This is a genomic window from Actinoallomurus sp. NPDC052274 (genome assembly GCF_040679475.1).
Classification (GTDB): domain Bacteria; phylum Actinomycetota; class Actinomycetes; order Streptosporangiales; family Streptosporangiaceae; genus Actinoallomurus; species Actinoallomurus liliacearum.
The window spans coordinates 248,077-268,465 of sequence record NZ_JBFAUT010000003.1; the positions used below are offsets into that span (position 1 = coordinate 248,077).

General features: G+C 69.9%; 19 protein-coding genes and 1 riboswitch. Of the genes, 6 read left to right on the forward strand and 13 right to left on the reverse strand.

Annotated features, from left to right (window positions below; translation table 11 throughout):
* Window positions 1-155 precede the first annotated feature (155 nt).
* Window positions 156-899: an SDR family oxidoreductase gene (locus AB0K82_RS04625; protein WP_364392680.1), complete on the forward strand. Its 744-nt coding sequence runs from the start codon at window positions 156-158 to the stop codon at window positions 897-899.
* 70 nt (window positions 900-969) lie between these two features.
* On the opposite strand, the gene AB0K82_RS04630 is transcribed toward AB0K82_RS04625, so the two are convergent.
* Entirely contained in the window at window positions 970-1,623 is a 654-nt protein-coding gene (locus tag AB0K82_RS04630; RefSeq protein ID WP_364392682.1) for a response regulator transcription factor, read from the reverse strand.
* Window positions 1,620-2,750: a sensor histidine kinase gene (locus AB0K82_RS04635; protein WP_364392684.1), complete on the reverse strand. Its 1,131-nt coding sequence runs from the start codon at window positions 2,748-2,750 to the stop codon at window positions 1,620-1,622. The genes AB0K82_RS04630 and AB0K82_RS04635 overlap by 4 nt, the downstream gene beginning before the upstream one ends.
* Window positions 2,751-2,900: 150 nt before the next feature.
* Between AB0K82_RS04635 and AB0K82_RS04640 the strand changes: the two genes are divergently transcribed.
* A complete protein-coding gene (locus AB0K82_RS04640) occupies window positions 2,901-3,410 on the forward strand; it encodes a hypothetical protein (protein WP_364392686.1) in 510 nt (169 codons plus the stop codon).
* 26 nt (window positions 3,411-3,436) lie between these two features.
* Here AB0K82_RS04640 and AB0K82_RS04645 read toward each other — a convergent pair whose 3' ends face one another.
* From AB0K82_RS04645 to AB0K82_RS04690, 10 genes are all read right to left on the reverse strand, one after another.
* Window positions 3,437-3,526 carry a DUF397 domain-containing protein gene (locus AB0K82_RS04645; RefSeq protein WP_364392733.1) on the reverse strand — a complete coding sequence of 30 codons (90 nt, stop codon included), beginning with the start codon at window positions 3,524-3,526 and terminating at the stop codon, window positions 3,437-3,439.
* Between the two features lie 120 nt (window positions 3,527-3,646).
* Window positions 3,647-5,002 (reverse strand): group II intron reverse transcriptase/maturase, encoded by a 1,356-nt coding sequence (gene ltrA, locus AB0K82_RS04650; RefSeq protein WP_364392688.1) that lies wholly within the window; start codon window positions 5,000-5,002, stop codon window positions 3,647-3,649.
* Window positions 5,003-5,185: 183 nt separating this feature from the next.
* Window positions 5,186-5,986, reverse strand: coding sequence for a Scr1 family TA system antitoxin-like transcriptional regulator (locus tag AB0K82_RS04655; protein WP_364392690.1), 801 nt, complete (start codon window positions 5,984-5,986; stop codon window positions 5,186-5,188).
* 152 nt (window positions 5,987-6,138) lie between these two features.
* Entirely contained in the window at window positions 6,139-6,768 is a 630-nt protein-coding gene (locus tag AB0K82_RS04660) for a uridine kinase (RefSeq protein WP_364392692.1), read from the reverse strand.
* Between the two features lie 34 nt (window positions 6,769-6,802).
* Entirely contained in the window at window positions 6,803-7,684 is an 882-nt protein-coding gene (locus AB0K82_RS04665; protein ID WP_364392694.1) for an SAM-dependent methyltransferase, read from the reverse strand.
* A 452-nt stretch (window positions 7,685-8,136) separates the two neighbouring features.
* On the reverse strand, window positions 8,137-8,862 hold the full coding sequence (locus AB0K82_RS04670; protein ID WP_364392696.1) for an alpha/beta hydrolase: 726 nt from the start codon (window positions 8,860-8,862) through the stop codon (window positions 8,137-8,139).
* A gap of 109 nt (window positions 8,863-8,971) precedes the next feature.
* Complete coding sequence (locus AB0K82_RS04675) at window positions 8,972-9,607, reverse strand: helix-turn-helix domain-containing protein (protein WP_364392698.1); 636 nt, start codon at window positions 9,605-9,607, stop codon at window positions 8,972-8,974.
* Window positions 9,608-9,671: 64 nt separating this feature from the next.
* A complete protein-coding gene (locus AB0K82_RS04680) occupies window positions 9,672-10,121 on the reverse strand; it encodes a hypothetical protein (protein ID WP_364392700.1) in 450 nt (149 codons plus the stop codon).
* 129 nt (window positions 10,122-10,250) lie between these two features.
* Window positions 10,251-11,471 carry a divalent metal cation transporter gene (locus AB0K82_RS04685; protein WP_364392702.1) on the reverse strand — a complete coding sequence of 407 codons (1,221 nt, stop codon included), beginning with the start codon at window positions 11,469-11,471 and terminating at the stop codon, window positions 10,251-10,253.
* A 110-nt stretch (window positions 11,472-11,581) separates the two neighbouring features.
* Window positions 11,582-12,931, reverse strand: coding sequence for a CBS domain-containing protein (locus tag AB0K82_RS04690; protein WP_364392704.1), 1,350 nt, complete (start codon window positions 12,929-12,931; stop codon window positions 11,582-11,584).
* Window positions 12,932-13,245: 314 nt separating this feature from the next.
* A riboswitch (M-box (ykoK) riboswitch) is annotated at window positions 13,246-13,420 on the reverse strand.
* 110 nt (window positions 13,421-13,530) lie between these two features.
* On the opposite strand from AB0K82_RS04690, the gene AB0K82_RS04695 reads away from it, so the two are divergent.
* Window positions 13,531-13,686: a hypothetical protein gene (locus AB0K82_RS04695; RefSeq protein WP_364392706.1), complete on the forward strand. Its 156-nt coding sequence runs from the start codon at window positions 13,531-13,533 to the stop codon at window positions 13,684-13,686.
* Between the two features lie 21 nt (window positions 13,687-13,707).
* Here AB0K82_RS04695 and AB0K82_RS04700 read toward each other — a convergent pair whose 3' ends face one another.
* Window positions 13,708-14,460 (reverse strand): MgtC/SapB family protein, encoded by a 753-nt coding sequence (locus AB0K82_RS04700; protein ID WP_364392708.1) that lies wholly within the window; start codon window positions 14,458-14,460, stop codon window positions 13,708-13,710.
* A gap of 175 nt (window positions 14,461-14,635) precedes the next feature.
* Between AB0K82_RS04700 and AB0K82_RS04705 the strand changes: the two genes are divergently transcribed.
* The 3 genes from AB0K82_RS04705 to AB0K82_RS04715 all read left to right on the forward strand — a co-directional run.
* Window positions 14,636-15,214 carry a hypothetical protein gene (locus AB0K82_RS04705; protein WP_364392710.1) on the forward strand — a complete coding sequence of 193 codons (579 nt, stop codon included), beginning with the start codon at window positions 14,636-14,638 and terminating at the stop codon, window positions 15,212-15,214.
* A 24-nt stretch (window positions 15,215-15,238) separates the two neighbouring features.
* A complete protein-coding gene (locus AB0K82_RS04710) occupies window positions 15,239-17,314 on the forward strand; it encodes a flotillin family protein (protein WP_364392712.1) in 2,076 nt (691 codons plus the stop codon).
* A 44-nt stretch (window positions 17,315-17,358) separates the two neighbouring features.
* A partial coding sequence (locus AB0K82_RS04715) for a DNA repair ATPase (protein WP_364392714.1) occupies window positions 17,359-20,389 on the forward strand: 3,031 nt, incomplete at its 3' end.

Here is a 20,389-nt window from a genome sequence, read left to right on the forward strand (position 1 = left end):
TCGTGACATGGGGTGATACGCAAGTCGTATTGCCGGATGCGAAACATTCATTCGACCCGGCGCGCTCCGTGGCCCGAAGGTGGAGTCGGCGGCCGGGCACCGGCACGGTGCCGTATCGGGCCGCCCCCTGACCGTTGTCCCGAATGGAGTGCACCATGCCCGCGCCCACAGCCCTGATCACCGGCGGAACCAGCGGAATCGGCAAGGCCACCGCCGAACTGCTGCATCGACGCGGATATCAGGTGGTGGTCACCGGGCAGAACCCCGACACCCTCGCCGCCGCCGAGAGGTCACTGCCGGACCAGATCGTCGTGCTGCGTGCCGACGCCCGGTCGCTCGCCGACACCGACCGGGTCGTCGACGAGGTCCGGGAGCGCTTCGGCAGCCTCGACGTGCTGTTCCTCAACGCCGGGATCGTTCGGGGCGGGCCGGTCGAGGCCTTCGACGAGGCGACGTACGACGACCTGTTCGACGTCAACGTCAAGGGCCAGTTCTTCACCCTGCAGAAGGCCCTGCCCCTGCTCAACGACGGGGGGTCCATCATCTTCACCATCGGGATCGGAGCCACGAGAGGCATCGTCGGCGGCTCCGTCTCCGCCGCCTCCAAGGGAGCCCTCCTGTCCCTCGTGCCGTCCCTTGCCCTTGAGCTGGCGCCCCGGCGGATCCGGGTCAACGCCGTCAGCCCCGGCCCGATCGAGACGCCGATCTGGGCCAAGGGCGGACTCCCGCCCGAGGCGCTGGAAGAGGTCGCCAAGGCCATGACCGCCCAGATCCCCCTCGGCAGGTTCGGGACCGGCGAGGAGGTCGCCGAAGTCGTGGCCTTCCTCGCCTCTGACGCGGCCGGCTTCGTGACCGGCGAGAACATCGTCGTCGGCGGCGGTTCCGGAATCAGGGCATAGGCCCGGCCGTGACCGGCTCCGGGGGTTCACTGACGACATCGGCCGGCGATGAGGCGTCGCGCGGGCGAGGTCAGCGGGTCAGGCCGTGCCGGGCGGCGTAGTCGGCGACCTGGCTCCGATTCGTGATCCCCGCCTTGGCGAAGGCCCGGTTGATGTGCGACTTCACCGTCACCATCTCGACGTGCAGCCGCGCGGCGATCTCCCCGTTCGACAGTCCCGCGCCGATCAGCGTGAGCACCTCCGCCTCCCGGACGGTCAGGCCGTCCGGGAGGCGCGTGCGGTCGGGCACCCGGCCGAGTCGCGCGGCGGCCACCAGCCGTGCCTGTACGGCCGGATCCACCGAGGCCAGGCCCGCGGCGGCGGCCGTGACGGCCTGCCGGATCTCCTGGCGTCCCGCGTTCTTCGTCAGGAACCCGCGGGCCCCGGCGGCGAGCGCGGCGAGAACCGACTCGTCGTCGGCGTACGAGGTGAGGATGACGACGGCGACCTGCGGATGATCCGCGACGATCCGCTCCGTGGCGCCGTCGCCGCCGAGGCCGGGCATCCGCAGATCCATGAGTACGACGTCGGGCCGGTGCGCGGCGACCGCCGCGATCGCCGCGTGGCCGTCCTCGGCCTCGGCGACCACCTCGATGTCCGGCAGCAGGTCGAGCAGGGCGACCAGCCCCTCCCGGACGGCGGTCTGGTCGTCGGCGACGACGACGCGGATGACGGACTCGTTCACAGGCCGATCCGGGCGCGTACCCGCCATCCCGCTTCGGTCGACCCGCTGGTCACCGTGCCGCCCACCAGCCGGACCCGTTCCCGCATCGCGGTGAGGCCGTAGCCGCCGCCCGGCGCGGTGGCGGCCGGAACCCGCCCCGGACCGTTGGTCACCTCGACGGCCAGTTCGTCGCTCGTGTAGTCGACGCGGACCTCGACGTCGGCCCCGGGGGCGTGCTTGCCGGCATTGGTGACCTCCTGTACGGCGCGATAGACGGCGAGGGCCGACTCCGCCGGAAGCGGGCGCGCGGTCCCCGTCAGGTCGCACCGCACCGACGCGCCCGTGTCCTGACGGAACGCCGCGACGAGACCGTTGATCATCTCCTGGAGTTCGACCTCGCCCTCCCGCAGCGTACGGACGGCGGCGATCGCCTCCTCCTGACCGGCCCGGGCCAGCGCCCGGGCGCGACCGACGTGCCGCCGGGCCTCCTCCCGGTCGCCGGTGAGCTCCAGAACCGCGTCGGCGGCCTCCAGCCGGAGCGCCAGGGCACTGAGCGAGTGGCCGAGGACGTCGTGCAGTTCCCGTGCGATGCGGCCGCGTTCGGCGAGGACGGCGGCCCGCGCCCGCTCCTCTCCGGCCTGCCGGGTCTGCTCGGCCAGGAGCCGGGCGTGCTCGGCCCGGTCGACGTGGAGCCGGCGGTTGCGGCCCACGAGGTAGGCGACGAAGGTGACGGCGGCGAACGTCGCCAGCGCGTCGCCGCGCCCCAGGGCGTACCCGGTCACGAGCACGCCGCAGCAACCGCCGGCCAGCGCGACGCCCTCGCGCCGGGGGAACACGGTGGCGGCATCGACGCAGGCCCAGAACGTGAACCAGTACACCGCGGGCTGCGGGTGCAGGACGAGCAGCACGCTCCCCGCCAGCCCCGTCGCGGCGATCGCCGCACGCAGCGCGGGGGAGTGCCCACGCGGTCCGAGCACCGCCCAGCCGAGCCAGGCGGCGGACGACACGGCCAGGGCGACGGAGATCCGCAGATTGGCGCCGTGCAGCCCGGCCGCCCCCTTGTGCGCGGTCTCGCCCCAGATCATGAACGCGAGCCCGGCCAGCATCGCGGTACGCGCGGGCCACTGCCCCCTCAACCGGATCGACATCCGGCCACTTCCCTTCCACCAGCGGCGGAGCAGACTACCGCGCCACGCCCATCCACTCCTACAACCGGATCTCCACCCGTGAGACGGACGACCTCCACCTGGGTCTCTTCCTACGGTTGGCCTCCACGCCCGGCAGAGTGGGAGTCTTCGTTGTCCGCCATCACGATCGTCAACCTGGTGATCTTCGCCGCAGTCCTGATCAAGGATTGGGGCCACAACAGGGTCACGGTGTTCGCCGTTCTGCGGCCGCTGCTGTTCACCGCGGTAATCGTGCCGTTCTTCCTGCCGAAGTTCGACACCGCCGGTGACGGCCTGGCACTGGAGGCCGCCTCCATCGGGGGCGGGATCGTGCTGGGCGCGCTGGCGTGCGCGATGCTGCGGGTCAGCGTGGACGAGTCAGGCCAGGGCTGGTACGACGCCGGCTGGGCGTACGTGGCCTTCTGGACCGCGATCACGGTGCTGCGCCAGCTCTTCATCTACGGATGCCAGCACTGGTTCGCCCGCGACCTGGGCCGATTCCTGATCGACAACCACATCAGCGTCGCGGCCTTCGCGGACTCGATCCTGTTCTTCACGCTGGCCCTGGTGGTCACCACCCGAGCGGGCATCCTGCTCCGCAGCCGCATGCCCTCAGCCCGCCCGGCCCCGTCCGCCGCCTGAGACCGGCGACGGACAGCTCCAGGGGACTACTCCGCCTTCTCCGCGACGCAGACCTCGACGCAGTTTCCGCTGTTGGTGCCACTGTGCTGGGACTTGCGCCATTCGGTGTGGTTCAGGTGTGAGGTAGGACCGCGGGCGCGGTGCCGTCGTTACCGACAGTCCGTTTCCCGGGGCCCCCTCCCGAACCCGGCGTGCGCTTCTCACCGCACCGGGCTCTCCGCGTGCCTTTCCCGCTGTCAGCCGTTTATCGTGGCGGCTGTTCGGTCCCAGGGAGTCGGTATACTGCTACCACGATAGCGGTAGCGTTCCACGCTGACGCGGGATGCGCCAGTTAGAGCGACGCCCTTGTGAGCAAAGCGCCATCCTTTATCGCAGAAGCGACGGCGCATTTCCGGCATTCCAAGACGGTGTTTTCCTGCATACTTGCGGCGTATCCAGCGCATAACTCGACTCCAGGTGTGAGAGTCGATCGCCGCGAAGGTCGCCTTGGACACTCCATGCCGGAAATAGTTCGCCCACCCCGCCAAGACGCTGTTCAAACTTTTCCGCATTCTGCGGATGGTGTAGCCGAGGAAGTCAAAGCCCTCATCGATATGGACTACGCGAGTCTTCTCCGGTGCCAACCTCAGGCCCAAGGGGGCCAAGACCGCCACTACTTCCTCGCGCAGCGCTTCGGCATGATGCCGTTGGCCTGACACCATGATGACGAAGTCGTCCGCATAGCGGACGAGTCTCCAGGTGCCGTGGCCGTTCTTTCTACGCTTGGAACGCTGGTAGGCGGTCCCCATCTTTTCTTTCCATTGCCGGTCGAAATGGTCATCCAGAACCGACAGTGCGATGTTTGCCAGCAGCGGGGACAGCATTCCACCCTGCGGAGTCCCGCTATGAGTGTCTTCCCGTTCTCCGAGCTCATTGAGTATTCCGGATCTCAGGAACGCTTTCACCAGGGCACACACATGCTTATCCTTGACCCTTACCCGAAGGCGGTCCATCAGAGCCACGCGCGATATTTCATCGAAGCAGGCTTTTATGTCCGCCTCGAACACCCACTGGTAATTCGAGCGTCCGGAGGTGAAGTGATGGATCTCGGCGATCGCATCGTGTGCACGCCGGTTTGGGCGGAACCCATACGAGCACGGCTTAAAATCCGCCTCGAAGATGGGTTCGAGCACCAGCTTCAGGCTTGCCTGCACCACCCGGTCGGTGATGGTGGGGATCCCTAGCTTCCGGAGCTTTCCGTTCGCTTTCGGGATCATCACCTGCCTAACCTCGGCCGGCCGGAACTCCTTTGATCTCAGCGAGTCCCGGATCTGCTGCAGGAAAGCCCCGACCCCGACCCGGTTTTCGATCATGGCCGCAGTGACCTTGTCGACCCCCGGTGTCTTGGCTCCTTTATTGGTGGACACGCGTTTCCATGTGTGCACCAGGAAAGCCGGGTCGTAGATAAGGTTGAACAGGTCATCGAACCGGTGGGAGGAATCGCCTCCCGACCAACGATGCAATTTGGTCTGCATCTTCCGTACCGCCACCCTGGCCGAATCGGGATCCGGCCAAACGACGGCGCCGATCTTCATCGACGCTTCTCCGGACATGCTCTCCCTCATTGATCTGACACGCTGCCGCCCTTCCCCATGTGCGCGAATCTCTCGCGCTCGGAGTGCTACGGCGGCTCCGCCCCATCCGTGCTCTTTCGGCAGACGTCGAGCCTATCCCCGGCAACCTGCGTGGAGGGCAAATCGTCGGGGAGTGAGTACGGACGGTTCCCACGTTCACCGTTACCCGGTCGACAGGTTAGGCACCCGGCTATACCCCTGCGGCATCGCCACGGCTACTACCGTAGACAATTCGCCGTGGCCTCCGAACCCAGACGATGGAGACCTTGCCCGGAGTTCCCCACCCGCAATATGAGGGTAGGTGCGCACCGCTACCCAGCCCATATCTACCGAGTTTGAGCTGGTGGAGGATGAAGAGGTGTAACGAAGCCGGTTCCTCTCGTATACCTTCCTGTCTCGCTCACCGCACCCAACACATTCGGCAGTACTGCGCTGGCGCGACTTTGTCGAGGCTGCCCCCACCTTTTTTGCCACCTTCGCATCGCCGAAGCCGCGAGTGAGGACCGTTTCGTCGAGTACACACCTGAGTGTAGGTGGATTTTCGCTTTTGAGAATGGCCTGCCGTTCGATGCGCGCGGTGAGGGCGGCCTCGTCGCCGTCGAGGACCGAACGGGCGTAGTCGGGCGTCTGCAGCAGGCCGGGTACCAGGGCCAACTCGAACGCCCGGAGGGCCGACGAGCGGCGTTCCTCGCCGAGCCAGTCGCGCATCCACACCGGCAGGCTCTCTCCTTCCAGGAGGTCGTAGACCTCCATCAGGACGCCGGGCGGGAGGGTGAGGGCCTGCTCGATGGCGGTGATGTGTTCGCGGCGAGGACGGAGCTGGCCGGTCTCGACGTTGCTCAGCCATCCATCCGAATAACCGAGCCTTTTGGCGAGGTCGGCCTGAAGAATGCTCGCCGCGTCGCGGTAACGCCGTACGAGACGTCCGAGGGTGATCAGAATGGGGCTCGGGGGAGTTCGCATCTTCTGCCTTCCTGACGTTTTCGCTGGTCATTGCAGGCAGAGTAAGCAGAACGAAGCGGGATTACGGCGAGGTCGTCAATTGACTGCCGAGCGCCGCGAAGAATTCTTTCCCGAGGTGTTCGGTATCTTCCCCCGAGAGTCGGGCCTCGGTGTCAAGGGTGTTCTACGAGGGCCGGGTGTCGGGGGTCGTCGACGCGGACGACGACGTCGGCGGCCAGGGTCGGCTGGGCCTCGTCCTCGTACCGCGCGTAGGCGGGCAGGGCCCACGTCTCGTCCGGGTCGGTCCGGCGGGTCAGCGCCCCACGGGACATCGACAGGTGCACCGTGTGGTCGAAGGGCAGCCCCCGGCCGAGGAGGAGGGCGCCGTCGAGCACGAGCACGCCGCCCGGTGCCAGGGTCACGTACGAGGCGCGGGTGGCGCGGTCGATCGCGCTGTCCCAGAGGGCGGGCAGGACCCGGCCGGAGCCGCCCGGCTCCAGCGGCCCGAGCACCTCGCGGACCAGGCCGCCCTCGTCGAGCCAGTCCGTGTAGAACGCGTCCGGGTCCTCCCGGCCGTACTCGAAACGGAGCGACGCCGGCCGGAGGAAGTCCCCGGCCGACACCCGGAGGACGTCGCGGCCGCGCAGCCGGAGGGGATCGACGAGCGCGTCCGCGAGGTCCCCCGCCCGGGTGGGTGGCGCACCGTCGATCGCGACCCGCGTCCAGGACGTGCCGGAGAGGGCGGCGATCCGGTCGGCGAGCCGTTCCACCAGGAGGGACGGTGAGATGGGCTGTGCACGCACCGCACCATCCTCGCAGGCGGGTGATCAATCGGGCTCAGCGCGCCGGTTGCGGGCTCCGTGCCAGCACGGTCGCGTGGGCCAGGCCGGACAGGTTCGACGGCAGCAGCGGATCGGTCCGCTCCCACAGGGCGGCGTCGACGGCCTCGCGGTGCCGGGAGTGCTCGATCAGGCCGAACCCGCGCTCCTCGAGCAGCGCGGACATCTCCTCGGGGCGGAAGACGCTGAGCCAGGGCTCGCCCTGCTCGGCGGACATCGACGACACGGCGTCGGCGTACATCTGGGCCGCGGCGTCGCGCAGCTCGGGGACGAGGGTGTAGTCGAGGACGATCTCGCTGCCCGGGGCGAGCCGGCCGACCGCGGCGAGGGTGTCCCCGATGGCCTCGGGGGTGAGGTACATGGTCACGCCGAGCCAGTTCACGAACGCGGGCCGGGAGGCGTCGAGCCCCTCCCGGACCAGGACCTCGGACAGCGACTCGGTCTCGAAGTCGATCGGCGCGTACGTCACCGTGTCCGGGATCGCGACGCCCGCCTCCGCCAGGAGGCGGCGCTTCCACCGCTGCGTGGCGGGGTGGTCGACCTCGAACACCCGGACCCCGTCCGCCGGATCGGCGCGGTAGGCGTAGGAGTCGAGGCCCGCGCCGAGGATGACGTACTGGGTGACGCCTCGGCGCACGGCCTCGGCGAGACGCTCCTCCGTGTAGCGGCTCCGCACGGTGGCCGTCGCCAGTACACCGGCCAGGATGGGGTGCGCGCCCTTCGTGCGGTGGTAGCCGACGAGCTCCTCGGCCTGGTCGCCCAGGAGGGAGTACGCGACGGTGTCGGCGAAGATCACGGGAGGGGAGTCGACGATGAGGTGGGCCGCGCGCGCCGCCGCGGCCATGAGCGCTGTTCGGCTGGGTCGTCCGTTGTCAATCACGACGCCGAACTTACAACGCCATTTCCCAATCATAGCACAAAGACAAATCTTATAGAAGATCTCCGAGGTAACGATACATTGGCATTTTTGATGGCTTTTAGCCTATTCTTCCTCAGAGTGACACGCCATCGCCTTCGGCTCTACCCCCAAGGGGCGGATTAGGCGAAGCCGTGGTCGGGTCGAGTGCCGTCGGTCCTCGATGGGCCGTACCGAATGCTCGGTGAAGCCCCCCCGGTCGGCCGCACTTTGTCCTGGTTTATCGCGTCTCTGGCTCCGCTTCACCGAGCGTTTCGCGCGCCGCTGATCCAGCAGGGTGGTCGCCCGATGCGCCCAGGCCATCGGCGGTCGGTCGACTGAGCGCCGCCGTCCGCCAGGATGCCGTTGCCGAGTCTCGATTTTGCCATTCGCCCGATTCCGGCGGAAGGCCGTAGGTCCTCACCAATGCAGCATGTTCACGGACTCGGCGAGGTGGTCCTCGGGGCGCCGGCTTCGTGCCGGGTGTGGCGCGCGTAGGCGACCAGGCGGTCGGCCAGTTCGGCGGGGCGGCTGAGCATGACCATGTGGCCGCCGTCGATCTCGTCGGGAACGATGCCGAGGCGCTCTCGTACGACCCGGCGCATGAACTCGGCCGGAAACAGGCGGTCGCCGCGGCACAGCAGGAATTTCGTCGGTACGCGCGGCCAAGCGGGCAGCGGCCAGGGCTCCTTCATCGGGGTGCCGGACTGGCCGCGGGGGTGCTTCTCCACCTCGGCGACCAATTCCGCGGGGACGTCGTGGTAGAAGATCGGGTCGAAGCCGTGGTCCTCTTCCGGAGGCCCGTGGTGTCCGGCCGCCTCGCGCATCGCCTGGTCGTGTCCGGTCGCGGCCCACCATTCGCCGGGAGCCTCGCCGGGGGAGGGGGTCATCGCCGTGAGCATCACGAGGAGATCGGCCCGTACGCGCTCGCAGACGAGCGGGCCGGTGAAGCCGCCGAGCGAGTGCGCCACCACGATCAGGTCGGTGCGGTCGCCGATCTGCTCGACCACGGCGTCGGCGTACTCGGCGAGCCCCGCCGCGTCGTCCTCGCAGGGCAGGTCCACACGCACGGCCTCGTGACCGCGCTCGCGCAACTCGGCCACGAGCGGCCGCCAGTACGACGAGTCGCACCCGCCGCCGGGAATCAGAACGAAGGTCGCCATGCCGATGGTCCTCTCGGTGAGGTGGAGGGTACGACCTTTGCTGACCGCCCGGCCGCGCGAAACTCATCGGAACGCGCGGCGGGCATCGGACCGAATCGACCGTGGGGTTTCAGTGGGCGCGGAGGCGGCCGACCGGCTCGTCCGTCGGGTCGCCGGCCGACAGTCCGTACATCGTGAACAGCCGGTGGCGGACCGCGGCGAACGGGTACGTCCGCGGGTAGACCGCCATCTTGAAGATCACGCCTTCCAGGACGCTGCGGAACATGACCTCTTCGAGGGCCGGGTCCGCAGCCCCGCGGTCGGCGAAGATCTGCCGGAGGCGGTCTTCGAACCGATCGATGACGTCGGCCTTCGTCGACTCCACCTTGATGAAGATCTCGCGGGTCGCGGGCTGGAGCATCAGGCAGAGCACGAGCCGTTGGATCTCGAGCGTGTCCCGCGCCATCGTCAGGGTGCGGTCGATCACGCCGGCGAGCCGCTGGTCCGCCGTGACCTCTCCGTCGACCGGTTCGGTTCCCGCGAGGAGTCCCTCGAGGGCCTGGCCCAGCAGCTCGTGGAGCAGCTCGTCCTTGGCCGGGAAGTAGTACGACACGAGTCCCCGGGCCACCCCCGCGCGCTCGGCGATCTGGGAGATCGTGGCGCCTTCGTACCCGCGTTCGGCGAACAACGTCAGGGCCGCGTCCAGGATCCGGCGGCGGGACTGCTCGCGCAGCTCCTGGTTGGCGTGGGCCGAACGTGGCGACAAGCGGACCCCCGGACATCGATGACGGACACACCATTGTCCCGCCTGTCGCCGCACGGTGCGCCGGTCAGTGCCGTACCCGTCCGTTGATCGCGCCGACCAGGTTGGTGACGCCGCCCTTGTCCGCCGACTCGAGTGCGAGATCCGTGCCGCCGGCGAAGGTGAGCACGAAGTTGTGGACCTTGACCGTCACCTGGGCGCGGCCGGACTCGGTGACCCGGGCCCCCGCGATCTGCGCGATGGGGATCTCGGCGACCAGGTCCTTCGCGCGGCCGAGCATCGACTGCTCGAACAGCAGGAGCCTTCGGTCGGTCACCGCGACGTTCATCTTCGGGGGCAGCCCGCCGTCGGCGGCGACGTCGACGAAACGGATGCCGACGACGTTCTGCAGGGCGGCGTAGTAGCCCTCACGCTTCAGGGTGCCCGGCAGGTTCGCCATGCAGCTGGCGACGAGTCTCTCGTCGGGGCCAAGGATCTTCGACGCGGCCTTCTTGACGGCCCAGTCACGCGCGGCCATGCGCGGCTCTTCTCGTAGGAAGGATGTTGACTGTACAGCCAGCCAGTAATCGTCCGCCGACGGCACGGACTCTGTGTGTCCTACGTCACGCGTCCAGGGGGTGCGGATGTGCTGCGGACCCCCGGAGGGTCATCCGATGCCGAACCAGCCGAGCACGGTGATGATCAGTGCGGCCGCCGCCATGATCGCCACGACACCGACGCAGATGGTGGCGACGAGGCGGTAGACGGGTCCGTTGGCGGCGTCTCCGAGCAGCCGCTTGCGGCCCGCGAGGATCAGGACGTAGGTGAGCAGGATCGGGGTGATGATGCCGTTCAGGAGCTGGGCGTTGATGAGCAGGTGGATGAGGTTCGCGGGGATGAGGGAGATGGCGGCGCCGATGAATATCTGCGCGGTGAACAGGCCGAGGAACAGCGGTGCCTCGCGGAATCGGCGGCCGACGCTGCGTTCGACCCCGGCGGCCTCGCTGATGGCGTAGGCGGTGGACAGTGGGACGACGGCGGCGGCCAGCGCGGAGGCGCCGAGCAGGCCGAGGGCGAACAGCTGTTCGGCGAAGCGGCCGGCGACCGGCGCCAGCGCGTGTGCGGCCTGGGCGGCGGTGTCCAGCGGGGCGCGGGTGTGGATGGCGGCGGCGGTCGCGATGATGATGAACATGCTGATCAGGTCGGCGAAGATCGCGCCACCGACGGTGTCGATGCGTTCGGCCCGGTAGTCGGCGGGGCCGATGCCTTTGTCGGCGACGGCTCCGGCGACGTAGAACTGCATGTACGGGGTGATGGTGGTGCCGATCAGGGCGACCGTCAGCAGCAGGAAGGCCTTGGTGCCGAGCAGGTGCGGCCAGATCGTCTGGCTCACGGCCTTTCCGACTTGGGGATGGGCCAGGGCGGCGGCGATCGGGTAGGACAGGAACGCCAGCGACAGGATCAGGAACAGCCGTTCGGCGTAGCGGTAGGAGCCGAAGACCACCAGGGCCCAGATCACGACGGCGGCGATCGGGACCGAGACGTACCGGCTGACCCCGACCAGGTCCAGGGCGGCGGCGATGCCGGCGAACTCGGAGACGACCAGGCCGAGGTTGGCGACGAGGAACGCCAGGAGCGCGAACGCGGTGACCCGGATGGAGAACTGTTCGCGGATCAGTGAGCCCAGTCCCTCGCCGGTGTGGGCGCCGAGCCGGGCGCACATCTCCTGCACGACCACGAGGCCGACCGTGACCAGCAGCATGACGAACAGGGTGCGGTAGCCGAACTGGGCGCCGGCCGAGGCGTAGGTGGCGATTCCGCCGGCGTCGTTGCCGGCGTTGGCGGCGATCAGCCCGGGCCCGGCGAACGCCAGTGCCGTGATCAGCATCCGCCGCGGGTTCCTGCGGCGCGGGTCCGCTCGCGCCGGAGTGGCCCGGCCGGTACCGGAAGGCGCCTGGAGACCGGGACCGGTCGCGGGGGGTGAGGTGTGCCGGGCGGTCATGACAGCACCCGCGGGAAGTGGAACCGGCCCCGTTCGGGCAGCAGCATGTCGACCACGTCGTCGGCCAGGATCCGCCCGAGGGGGCGTTCCTCGTCATCGACGACCAGCACCGACAGGCGGCGTGATTCGGCGAGCCGGGTCGCGACCTCTGCCGGGCTCGCCTCGGGCCGGACGGTGATCGGCCAGGGCGGGCCGACCAGCCCTCCCAGGGTGCCGCCCGGCTCGGCGAGCAGCAGCTCGCCGAGCGTGACATCGTCCAGCAGACGCCCCTTCTCGTCGACCACCGCGACGGCGTCGATGTCGGCGATGTGCACGCCTTCGGCCGCCAGCATGTCCCGGACCTGCGCGACGGTCTGCTCGGGCCGCACCCGGATCATCGTGGTGGTCATCAACCCGCCCGCGCAGTCCTCCTGCCGGGCGAGCAACTCGCGCACCGCCGACCTGGTCTGCGCGGGGAGCCGGTCGAGCAGGTGCGAGCGCCGCTCGGCGTCCAGGTCACGGAGGGCCTCGGCGGCCTCGTCGGGCTCCATCCGGGCCACCAACCCGGCGGCCTGGCCGGGGTCGGCCTCGGTCAGCAGTTCCTCCAACTGGTCGGGGCGCATCTCCTCCAGGGCGTCGGCGGCGTTGTCCGGGCCGACCAGATCGAGCAGTTCCCGGCGCTCGGTGCGGCCCAGGTCCTCCAGGAGATCGGCCAGCTCGGCGGGGTGCAGGCGGCGCAGTTCCGCGCGGGGGGCCGCCAGCCGGGCTCCGCCCCGGCCCGCCGCGCTGCCGAACGCCTGCACGTCCGACCAGTCGATCACCTGCTCGGGGACGGCGCGGCTACGCCAGCGGACGGGGCTCAGGCGGCGTGCCAGGGCGCCGAGCCCGGTGTCCATGCCCACCAGCCGCAATCGGCCCTCGACCGGTGTCAGGTACAGGTCGGACGGGCGCACCACCCGTACGCCCTCGATATCGACGAGCTGGTGGTCCAGTACGTGGGTCGCCAAGGCGACCTCGCCGGGGCGTTCCTCGAACTCCCGCAGGTCAAGACGTGCGCTGCGCAACGTGACGGCCTGCGGCTCCACCCGCTCCACGGCCTCGTACGGCACCCAGGACCGGCGTCGGCCGACCTGGACGACCAGGCCGGTCACCGCCGGATACGTCTCGCGGCCGTTCCAGCGGGCGACCAGATCGACCAGCCGGCCGATCTGCTGGCCGGCCTGGTTGACCACCGGCCGGCCTACCAGCCCGGCCAGTGAGATCAGCGCCTGGCGCACCGCACTTGTCCGGGTCAGGCGGCCGTTGCGCTGTCCGTAGCGCTGCCGCACCGCCCGCGGCACCGCCGCGAGAAGACCCTGGCGCCCCATCACCGGTCCCCGGACCCGACGAGCCGGCGACCGGCAACGGCCGATTCCTGCTTGATCATGACGAACGACCCCCTCCATGGCCCCCTCGCGGGGCCATCAAGGGCACGCGGCAACCACTCTTCTCGCCCAGCGAGGATGATCGGTCGGCAGGAAGCGCTACCGCGCACCGGAACGAATGCGGGACACGCCACGATGGGGCTGATTTCGCCCCGGACTACTGCCGGACATGTCCTCACCTCCGCACGGTCCGGGCCGCGCGCGTCCACGCGCCGCCGCATCCATGACGGGGTGCTGCCCGTAAGGCCGCCCTGCGCACCCCTCCGCGTCTCGTAAGAGCTTTGGCACTGCCCGGCGTATCCCCCTCACCGAGGGAAGCCACTTGGCCTGTCCCCTTAAGCCGGGGAGAGGTGTCCTGACCCTGGGCGTCTCTCGACGTCGTGGGGTCAGCGGCCTGTATCCGGACAGACGCCTCACCTAACGAGGTGCCTGCTTGAACACCCCAAAGAGTAAGTCGCCGCCCGCAAGCGCGACAACCTGCCCCATACATCGTTAGCCCAGCGATAACCCTGCCTATACACAGGCGGCGTGACGATGAAGTCATGAGCATCCCGACGGCGGCGTTCGCGCTCGCGGCCGTCACGCCCTACTTCCCGCACTACAGCCACCAGGCCGCCACCATCGGCATCAGCATCCTGGCCATCGTGATCATCCTGGCCGTGATCGCCGCCATCCGCACCAACCGGCGACGCCGCTGACAGCGGCGTCGTTCGGCGCCCTTACGCCAATCCGGCCGCCGGATCATCGACGGTGTGCCAGTGCACGGCCTGGATGCCCGGCTCCAGCGACAGCCGGGCGATGAGTTGTTCGAGCCGGGCCGGCGCATCCCCGGGGGCGCGTACGTCGGCCGACAGCTGCACCGTCGCGGCCGCGGCCTCGTCCGCGGGCGACTGGTCGGGTGCCGCCTCGAGGCGCCTGGTGTGCAGGCCGCACAAGATGACCTGGTCGCCGGTGGTGTGCTGGACGAGCAACGCCCGGATATGGGCCTCGGTGGTGGCGTGGCAGGTGACGTGCAGCTGATAGGGGCGCAGGTCCTCCTCCTCGCCCGGCACGTCATGGTCGATCAACCGGCCGAGCGGCCGCCCGAGGGTGTGGACGGCCAAGATCGTGGCGGTGGCGACCGCGGCGAACCCGAGGTGCCCTGCGGCGGCCAGCACCCCCACGGCGGCCGAGCACCACAACGTCGCCGCCGTGTTCAGGCCGCGGACGTTGAACCCGTCCCGCAGGATCACACCACCACCGAGGAACCCGATGCCGGACACGACATAGGAGGCGACCCGGGTCGGACCGCCGGTATCACCGGCGGCGACCGAGTACAGCACGAACAAGGTCGAGCCAACGGCGACCAGCGCGTTGGTGCGCAACCCGGCCATCCGAGCCCGCCACTGCCGCTCCGCGCCGATCAGGGCCCCACACCCCAGCCCCACGGCCAGACGCGCACCGAACTCCGCGCCCGACAAGGCGTGCACCATCCGTCCACCCCCGATTCCTGTGTGCCGTATGTCACGTGGCTTCGGCGCGGAAATGCGGTACGGTTTTGCCCGCGACGAACATATTTCGCCGCATAAGCGGCATTTGGCCGCTTATAGGAGCGCCGGGAAGCCTGGTCGGCAACGTCGATAGGGCTATGCCCACGGGGAGGCGCCGGTGACCGAATTCCTCCACGCGGCGCTCGCCTTTCCGGCCGTCGTTCTCGGTGCCCTCCTGGCCGTCGTCCTCGCCTACTGGCTGCTGGTCGTCCTCGGCGTGCTGGACGCCGCCGCGACCATGGTCACGGCGGTGGCGCTGTCGCTGTTCACGGCGCTCGCGTGGTTCGCCGGCGTGGCCGGCACCGTGCTGTTGCGCCGCGACGACCAGACCGGGCCGGTCCCGGCGATCGGGGTGCTGGCCGCCGCGCTCGTCGCGTCGTTCCTGGTCACCCGGCTGCTGATGCGGCCCCTGCGGTACATGATCCCTGAGGAGGTCCTCCCTTCGCGGCGGGACTTCGTGGGCCGGATGTGCGTCATTCGCACCAGCCGGGTCGACCTGACGTTCGGCCAGGCGGAGGTGCGCGCCGCCGATGGCTCGGCCGCGGTAATCCAGGTTCGCCAGCAAGGGAACCAACCGGGCGAGGAGATCCTCAAAGCAGGCAGTACCGCATTGATCTTCGACTACGACGCCGACGGCGAGTTCTTCTGGGTGATGCCGTATGACGCCGAGCTCGATCCGCACCGTCGAATCAACTGAATTCCCCCGCGAGAAGGACCACTGATGGACTCCATCGGCATCGCGATCGCCGTGCTCGTCGGCGCGATTCTGATCGTCGCTCTGGGCACCTGGTACCTGTTCAGCCGCCTTTTCCGGAAGGTCGAGCAGGGCCGGGTCCTCATCATCTCCAAGATCAAGAAGGTGGACGTCACGTTCACCGGGGCGATCGTGCTGCCCGTGCTGCACAAGGCCGAGGTGATGGACATCTCGGTGAAGACGATCGAGATCGAGCGCAGCGGCCGCGACGGCCTGATCTGCCGCGACAACATCCGCGCCGACATCAAGATCACGTTCTTCGTCCGGGTCAACAAGACCGTCGAGGACGTCATCCAGGTGGCCCAGGCGATCGGCACGCAGCGGGCCAGCCACGAGGAGACGCTGCAGACGCTGTTCAACGCGAAGTTCTCCGAGGCGCTGAAGACGGTCGGCAAGCAGCTCGACTTCGTCGACCTGTACACGCACCGGCACGAGTTCCGCGACCAGATCGTGGCGCTCATCGGCACCGACCTGAACGGCTACCACCTCGAGGACGCGGCCATCGACCACCTCGAGCAGACGCCGCTGGAGAGCCTCAACCCGACCAACATCCTCGACGCCCAGGGCATCCGGAAGATCACCGAGCTGACCGCCCTCGAGCACGTGCGCACCAACGAGTACCAGCGCAACGAGGAGAAGGAGATCACCCGCCAGAACGTCGACGCGCGGGAGGCCATCCTCGAGCTCGAACGCCGCCAGGCCGAGGCGGAGGTCAAGAAGAAGCGGGAGATCGAGACCGTACGGGCGCGCGAGGAGGCCGAGATCGCCAAGGTCCAGGCCGAGGAGCGGCTGACCTCGCAGACGGCGCACATCCGCACCGACGAGCAACTGGGCATCCAGCAGGAGAACCGCAACCGCGAGATCGCCGTCGCGGAGAAGAACAAGGAACGCGTCATCGCCGTCGAGAACGAGCGGATCGAGAAGGACCGCATGCTCGAGGTGATCGCCCGCGAACGGGAGACCGAGCTGTCCCGCATCGCCAAGGACAAGGAGGTCGAGGCGGAGAAGCGGGAGATCGCCGAGGTCGTCCGCGAGCGGATCGCGGTGGAGAAGACCGTCGCCGAGCAGGAAGAGATCATCAAGAGGCTGCGGGTCGTGGAGGAGGCCGAGCGCACCCGCCAGGCCCTGGTCATCCAGGCCGAGGCCGAGGCCCAGGAGAACCTGGTCAAGGGCATCAAGGCCGCCGAGGCCGCCGAGGAGTCCGCCAAGTTCAAGGCCCGCGAGGAACTGCTGCTCGCCGAGGCCCGGCAGAAGACCTCCGAGCTCGACGCCCAGGCCAAGATCCGGCTCGCCGAGGGCATCCAGGCGGAGGCCGCCGCCGAGGGCCTGGCCGAGGTCCAGGTCCGCGAGCGCGACGCGGAGGCGATCGAGAAGGTCGGCCGCGCCGAGGCCGCCGTCAACCGGGAGAAGGCCCTGGCCGAGGCGGAGGCCATCGAGAAGGCCGGTCGCGCGGCGGCCGTCGCGAACCGCGAGAAGGCCCTCGCCGACGCGGACGGGATCCGCGAGAAGCTCAAGGCCGAGGCCGAGGGCCTGACCGACAAGGCCGCCGGCATGGCCGCGATGGACGACGCCACCCGCGGGCACGAGGAGTACCGCCTGCGGCTGGAGGCCGAGAAGGAGGTCCGGCTCGCCGGCCTCAACGTGCAGCGCGAGGTCGTCGAGGCCCAGGCGTCCGTGCTGGCCGCCGGCCTGGAGAAGGCCGACATCGACATCGTCGGCGGCGACAGCGACTTCTTCGACCGGGTCGTGGGCGCGATCAGCGTCGGCAAGGGCGTCGACGGGTTCGTCGAGCACTCCGACGTGGCCCAGCGGCTCGCCGGCCCGTGGCTGAACGGCTCGCGCAGCCTGCCCGACGACCTGGCCCGGCTCGTCGGCTCGATCAAGACCGACGACGTCAAGAACCTCACCCTGTCCGCGCTGCTCCTGCAGCGGATCAAGGCCGGGGGCGCCGAGGGCGACAAGGCCCGGGAGCTGCTCGACCACGCCGAGCGCCTCGGCGTGGCGGATGCGGCGATCTCCAACGTGGCCGTGATCGAACAATGACCCGCTGAGAACCGAGCGACCGGACCGAGGACCGAGGGAACCACGTGACCGAGGGCGGGGAGACGCCTGCCGGGCCGAGCCTGGACGCGGGCACCTACGAGGTGCTCCGCGCCCGGCTCGGCGAGCAGGCCAAGGAGCTGGTCCGGCGGGCCGAGGCGCTGAACGCCCGGCGGCTGGAGGTGTTCGGCGGCACGGAGCTGCGGCTGGTCGGCACCGAGCGGATCCGAACGGAGCACAACTGCGTGCCGCGCGACATCGTCGCGGTCGGCGGGCTGATGCTGTTCGGCTTCAACGTGTTCATCGGGTTGCGGCCGGAGACGACCGTCGGCGACGTGTTCGCCCTCTACCGGTTCGTCCGGGACGGGGACGAGTTCCGGTTCGAGGCCACCGACGGCGCCGAGGGCGCGCCGGGCCTGCTGCGCGACCCGCGCTTCGAGCGCGACTTCGCGGAGCTGTACCGCTACTACCGCGACACGCGGCTGCTGCAGCTCCGGCGGGTCGACGCGAAGCTGCTCGCGGTCTTCCAGACCGGACTGACCGTCGAGCACGACAACCGCGTGCTGCGCTGGGCGGTCGGCACCGACGGAACAGCCACGTACCAGGACAACCTGGGCGAGCCGGACCACGTCTTCCCGCCCCCGTACGACTTCGAGTGGGTCGAGACCACCCGCGACGACCACGTCCTCGGCCGCCACCCGCACATCTCCATCGAGGACGAGGTCTTCGTCGAGACGGTCGGCGGCGACCTCACCGTCAAGGTCGAGAACAACACCGAGACCGGCGAGGGCATCTACCGCGAGCCGGTCGCCGAGCCGCTGCAGAGCCTGGCCGACGCGGAGGTCCAGTACGCCCGGGTCGGCGCGCTGATCCTCCTGCGGATCCGGCCGTACAAGGAGGAGGACTGGCGCTACCTCGTCTTCAACACCCACACGAAGACGGTCGCGCGCCTCGACGGCATCGGGCAGGCCTGCCGACGGCTGCCCGAGGACCACGGCGTCATCTTCCCCGGCGGCTACTACCTGGTGACCGGGGCCGCGAAGACGTTCGACACGGACGTCGACCGGCTGGAGTACGAACGGATGATCCGCTCCACCAACGGCGAGGACGTCCTGTACGTCTTCCACGCCCGTGAGGCCGGCCGGTACCTCCTGCTGCCGTACAACGTGATCCGCAAGGAGGTCGCCACCCCGATCTCCTGCCACGGCTACTCGCTGTTCGACGACGGCACGCTCGTCGTCTTCCGGGCCGACACCGACGAGCCGACCCGCGTGCACGCGATGCAGGTGTGGCAGACGCCGTACCTGTCGGACGCGTACGCCGCGGCGCAGCCCGCCGGCACCGGGCCGCTGGAGCGGGTCGGCAACGCCGACCTGGTCCGGGGCATCTCCGACTGCCTGTCGGTGGCCCGCATGGTCGAGGAGACGACCCCGTCGGCGGGGGTGTTCGAGGCACTGATCGCCGGGTGCGAACGCGCCTTCGACAAGTACCACTGGCTCGCCGACCCCGAGCTCGGCGACCTGCGCGTCCCGCTCGCCGACGTACGGGCGACGGCGGGGCAGGTCCTGGAGGAGTTCGAGACGGTCCAGCGGCTCACCGCCCAGGCCGCCGCCGCGCTCGCCGAGACCGACGAGAAGATCACCACGCTGATCCGGCTCACCCGGGGGGACTCCCCGGACAGCGCCGACGGCTGGGTCACCCGGCTGACCGAGCTGCGCCGCGCGCAGGGCCGCCTCGTCACGCTCCGCGACATGCGGTACGCCGACCTCGCCCGGATCGACGACCTGGCCGACCGGCTGAGCGACGAGCTGGCCTCGACCGGCCGGCACGCCGTCGAGTTCCTGCGCGAGTCCCAGGCGTTCACCGCCTACCACGAGGAGATCGACCGGCTGCTCGCCGCCATCGAGGCGATCGGCGCCACCGCCGAGGCCGTCCCGCTCCGTGAGCGGCTCGCCGAGGTCTACGAGGGCCTGGAGGTCGTCACCGACGTCGTCGGCACCCTCGACATCGGCGACGCGACCGTGCGCACCTCCATCCTGGAGCGGGTCGGCGAGGTGCTGGCCGGGATCAACCGGGCGCAGGCGACCCTTGACGCCCGCCGCCGGGAGCTCCTCGACGCCGAGGGCCGCGCGGCGTTCGCCGCCGAGTTCGCGCTGCTCGGCCAGGCCGTCACCGGCGCGCTGGCGATGGCCGACACGCCCGACGCCTGCGACGACCAGCTCGGCCGCGTCATGCTCCAGCTGGAGAACCTCGAGTCGCGGTTCGCCGAGTTCGACGACTTCGTGGCCGAGCTGGGCGCCAGGCGCGAGGAGGTCTACGAGGCGTTCTCCGCGCGCAAGCAGACCCTGCTGGACGAGCGCGCCCGCCGCGCCGACCGCCTCTCCGAGTCCGCGACCCGGATCCTCACCGGCGTGCGCCGCCGGGCCGCCGCCCTCGGCTCGCTCGACGAGATCAACGCCTACTTCGCCGCCGACCCGATGGTGGAGAAGGTCCGCGCCGTCGTCGAGCAGCTGCGCGCCGCCGGGGACGCCGTACGCGCCGAGGAGCTCGACGGCGCGCTCAAGACCGCCCGCCAGGAGGCGGGCCGGGCGCTGCGCGACCGCGCGGACCTGTACGAGGACGGCGGCGAGAGCATCCGGCTCGGCACGCACCGGTTCGCGGTCAACACCCAGCCGGTCGACCTGACCCTCGTCCCGCACGAGGGCGGCATGGCGTACGCCGTGACCGCGACCGACTACCGGTCGCCGGTCCGCGACCCGGCGTTCGCGGCGACCCGGCCGTACTGGGAGCAGACCCTCGTCTCCGAGACTCCCGAGATCTACCGCGGGGAGTACCTGGCGGCGGAGGTGCTGGCGGCGACGCCCATGGACGTGCTGCGCCGCGCGGCCGAGGACGACGGGCTGCCCGCCCTCGTCCGCGCCGCCGCCGAGGCCCGCTACGACGAGGGCTACGAGCGCGGCGTGCACGACCACGACGCCGCGCTCATCCTGGCGGCCCTGCTGCGGCTGCGCGCGGACGCCGGCCTGCTGCGCTACCCGCCGGCCGCCCGCGCCGCCGCCCAGCTCTTCTGGGCGCACG

Bases quoted from the DNA above. Each gene is read 5' to 3' on its own strand.
- AB0K82_RS04655 (WP_364392690.1), bottom strand. From the start codon at position 5,986: ATGCGAACTCCCCCGAGCCCCATTCTGATCACCCTCGGACGTCTCGTA.
- AB0K82_RS04690 (WP_364392704.1), bottom strand. From the start codon at position 12,931: ATGGGGCGCCAGGGTCTTCTCGCGGCGGTGCCGCGGGCGGTGCGGCAG.
- AB0K82_RS04625 (WP_364392680.1), top strand. From the start codon at position 156: ATGCCCGCGCCCACAGCCCTGATCACCGGCGGAACCAGCGGAATCGGC.
- ltrA (WP_364392688.1), bottom strand. From the start codon at position 5,002: ATGTCCGGAGAAGCGTCGATGAAGATCGGCGCCGTCGTTTGGCCGGAT.
- AB0K82_RS04670 (WP_364392696.1), bottom strand. From the start codon at position 8,862: ATGGCGACCTTCGTTCTGATTCCCGGCGGCGGGTGCGACTCGTCGTAC.
- AB0K82_RS04680 (WP_364392700.1), bottom strand. From the start codon at position 10,121: ATGGCCGCGCGTGACTGGGCCGTCAAGAAGGCCGCGTCGAAGATCCTT.
- AB0K82_RS04685 (WP_364392702.1), bottom strand. From the start codon at position 11,471: ATGCTGATCACGGCACTGGCGTTCGCCGGGCCCGGGCTGATCGCCGCC.
- AB0K82_RS04635 (WP_364392684.1), bottom strand. From the start codon at position 2,750: ATGTCGATCCGGTTGAGGGGGCAGTGGCCCGCGCGTACCGCGATGCTG.
- AB0K82_RS04710 (WP_364392712.1), top strand. From the start codon at position 15,239: ATGGACTCCATCGGCATCGCGATCGCCGTGCTCGTCGGCGCGATTCTG.
- AB0K82_RS04695 (WP_364392706.1), top strand. From the start codon at position 13,531: ATGAGCATCCCGACGGCGGCGTTCGCGCTCGCGGCCGTCACGCCCTAC.
- AB0K82_RS04700 (WP_364392708.1), bottom strand. From the start codon at position 14,460: ATGGTGCACGCCTTGTCGGGCGCGGAGTTCGGTGCGCGTCTGGCCGTG.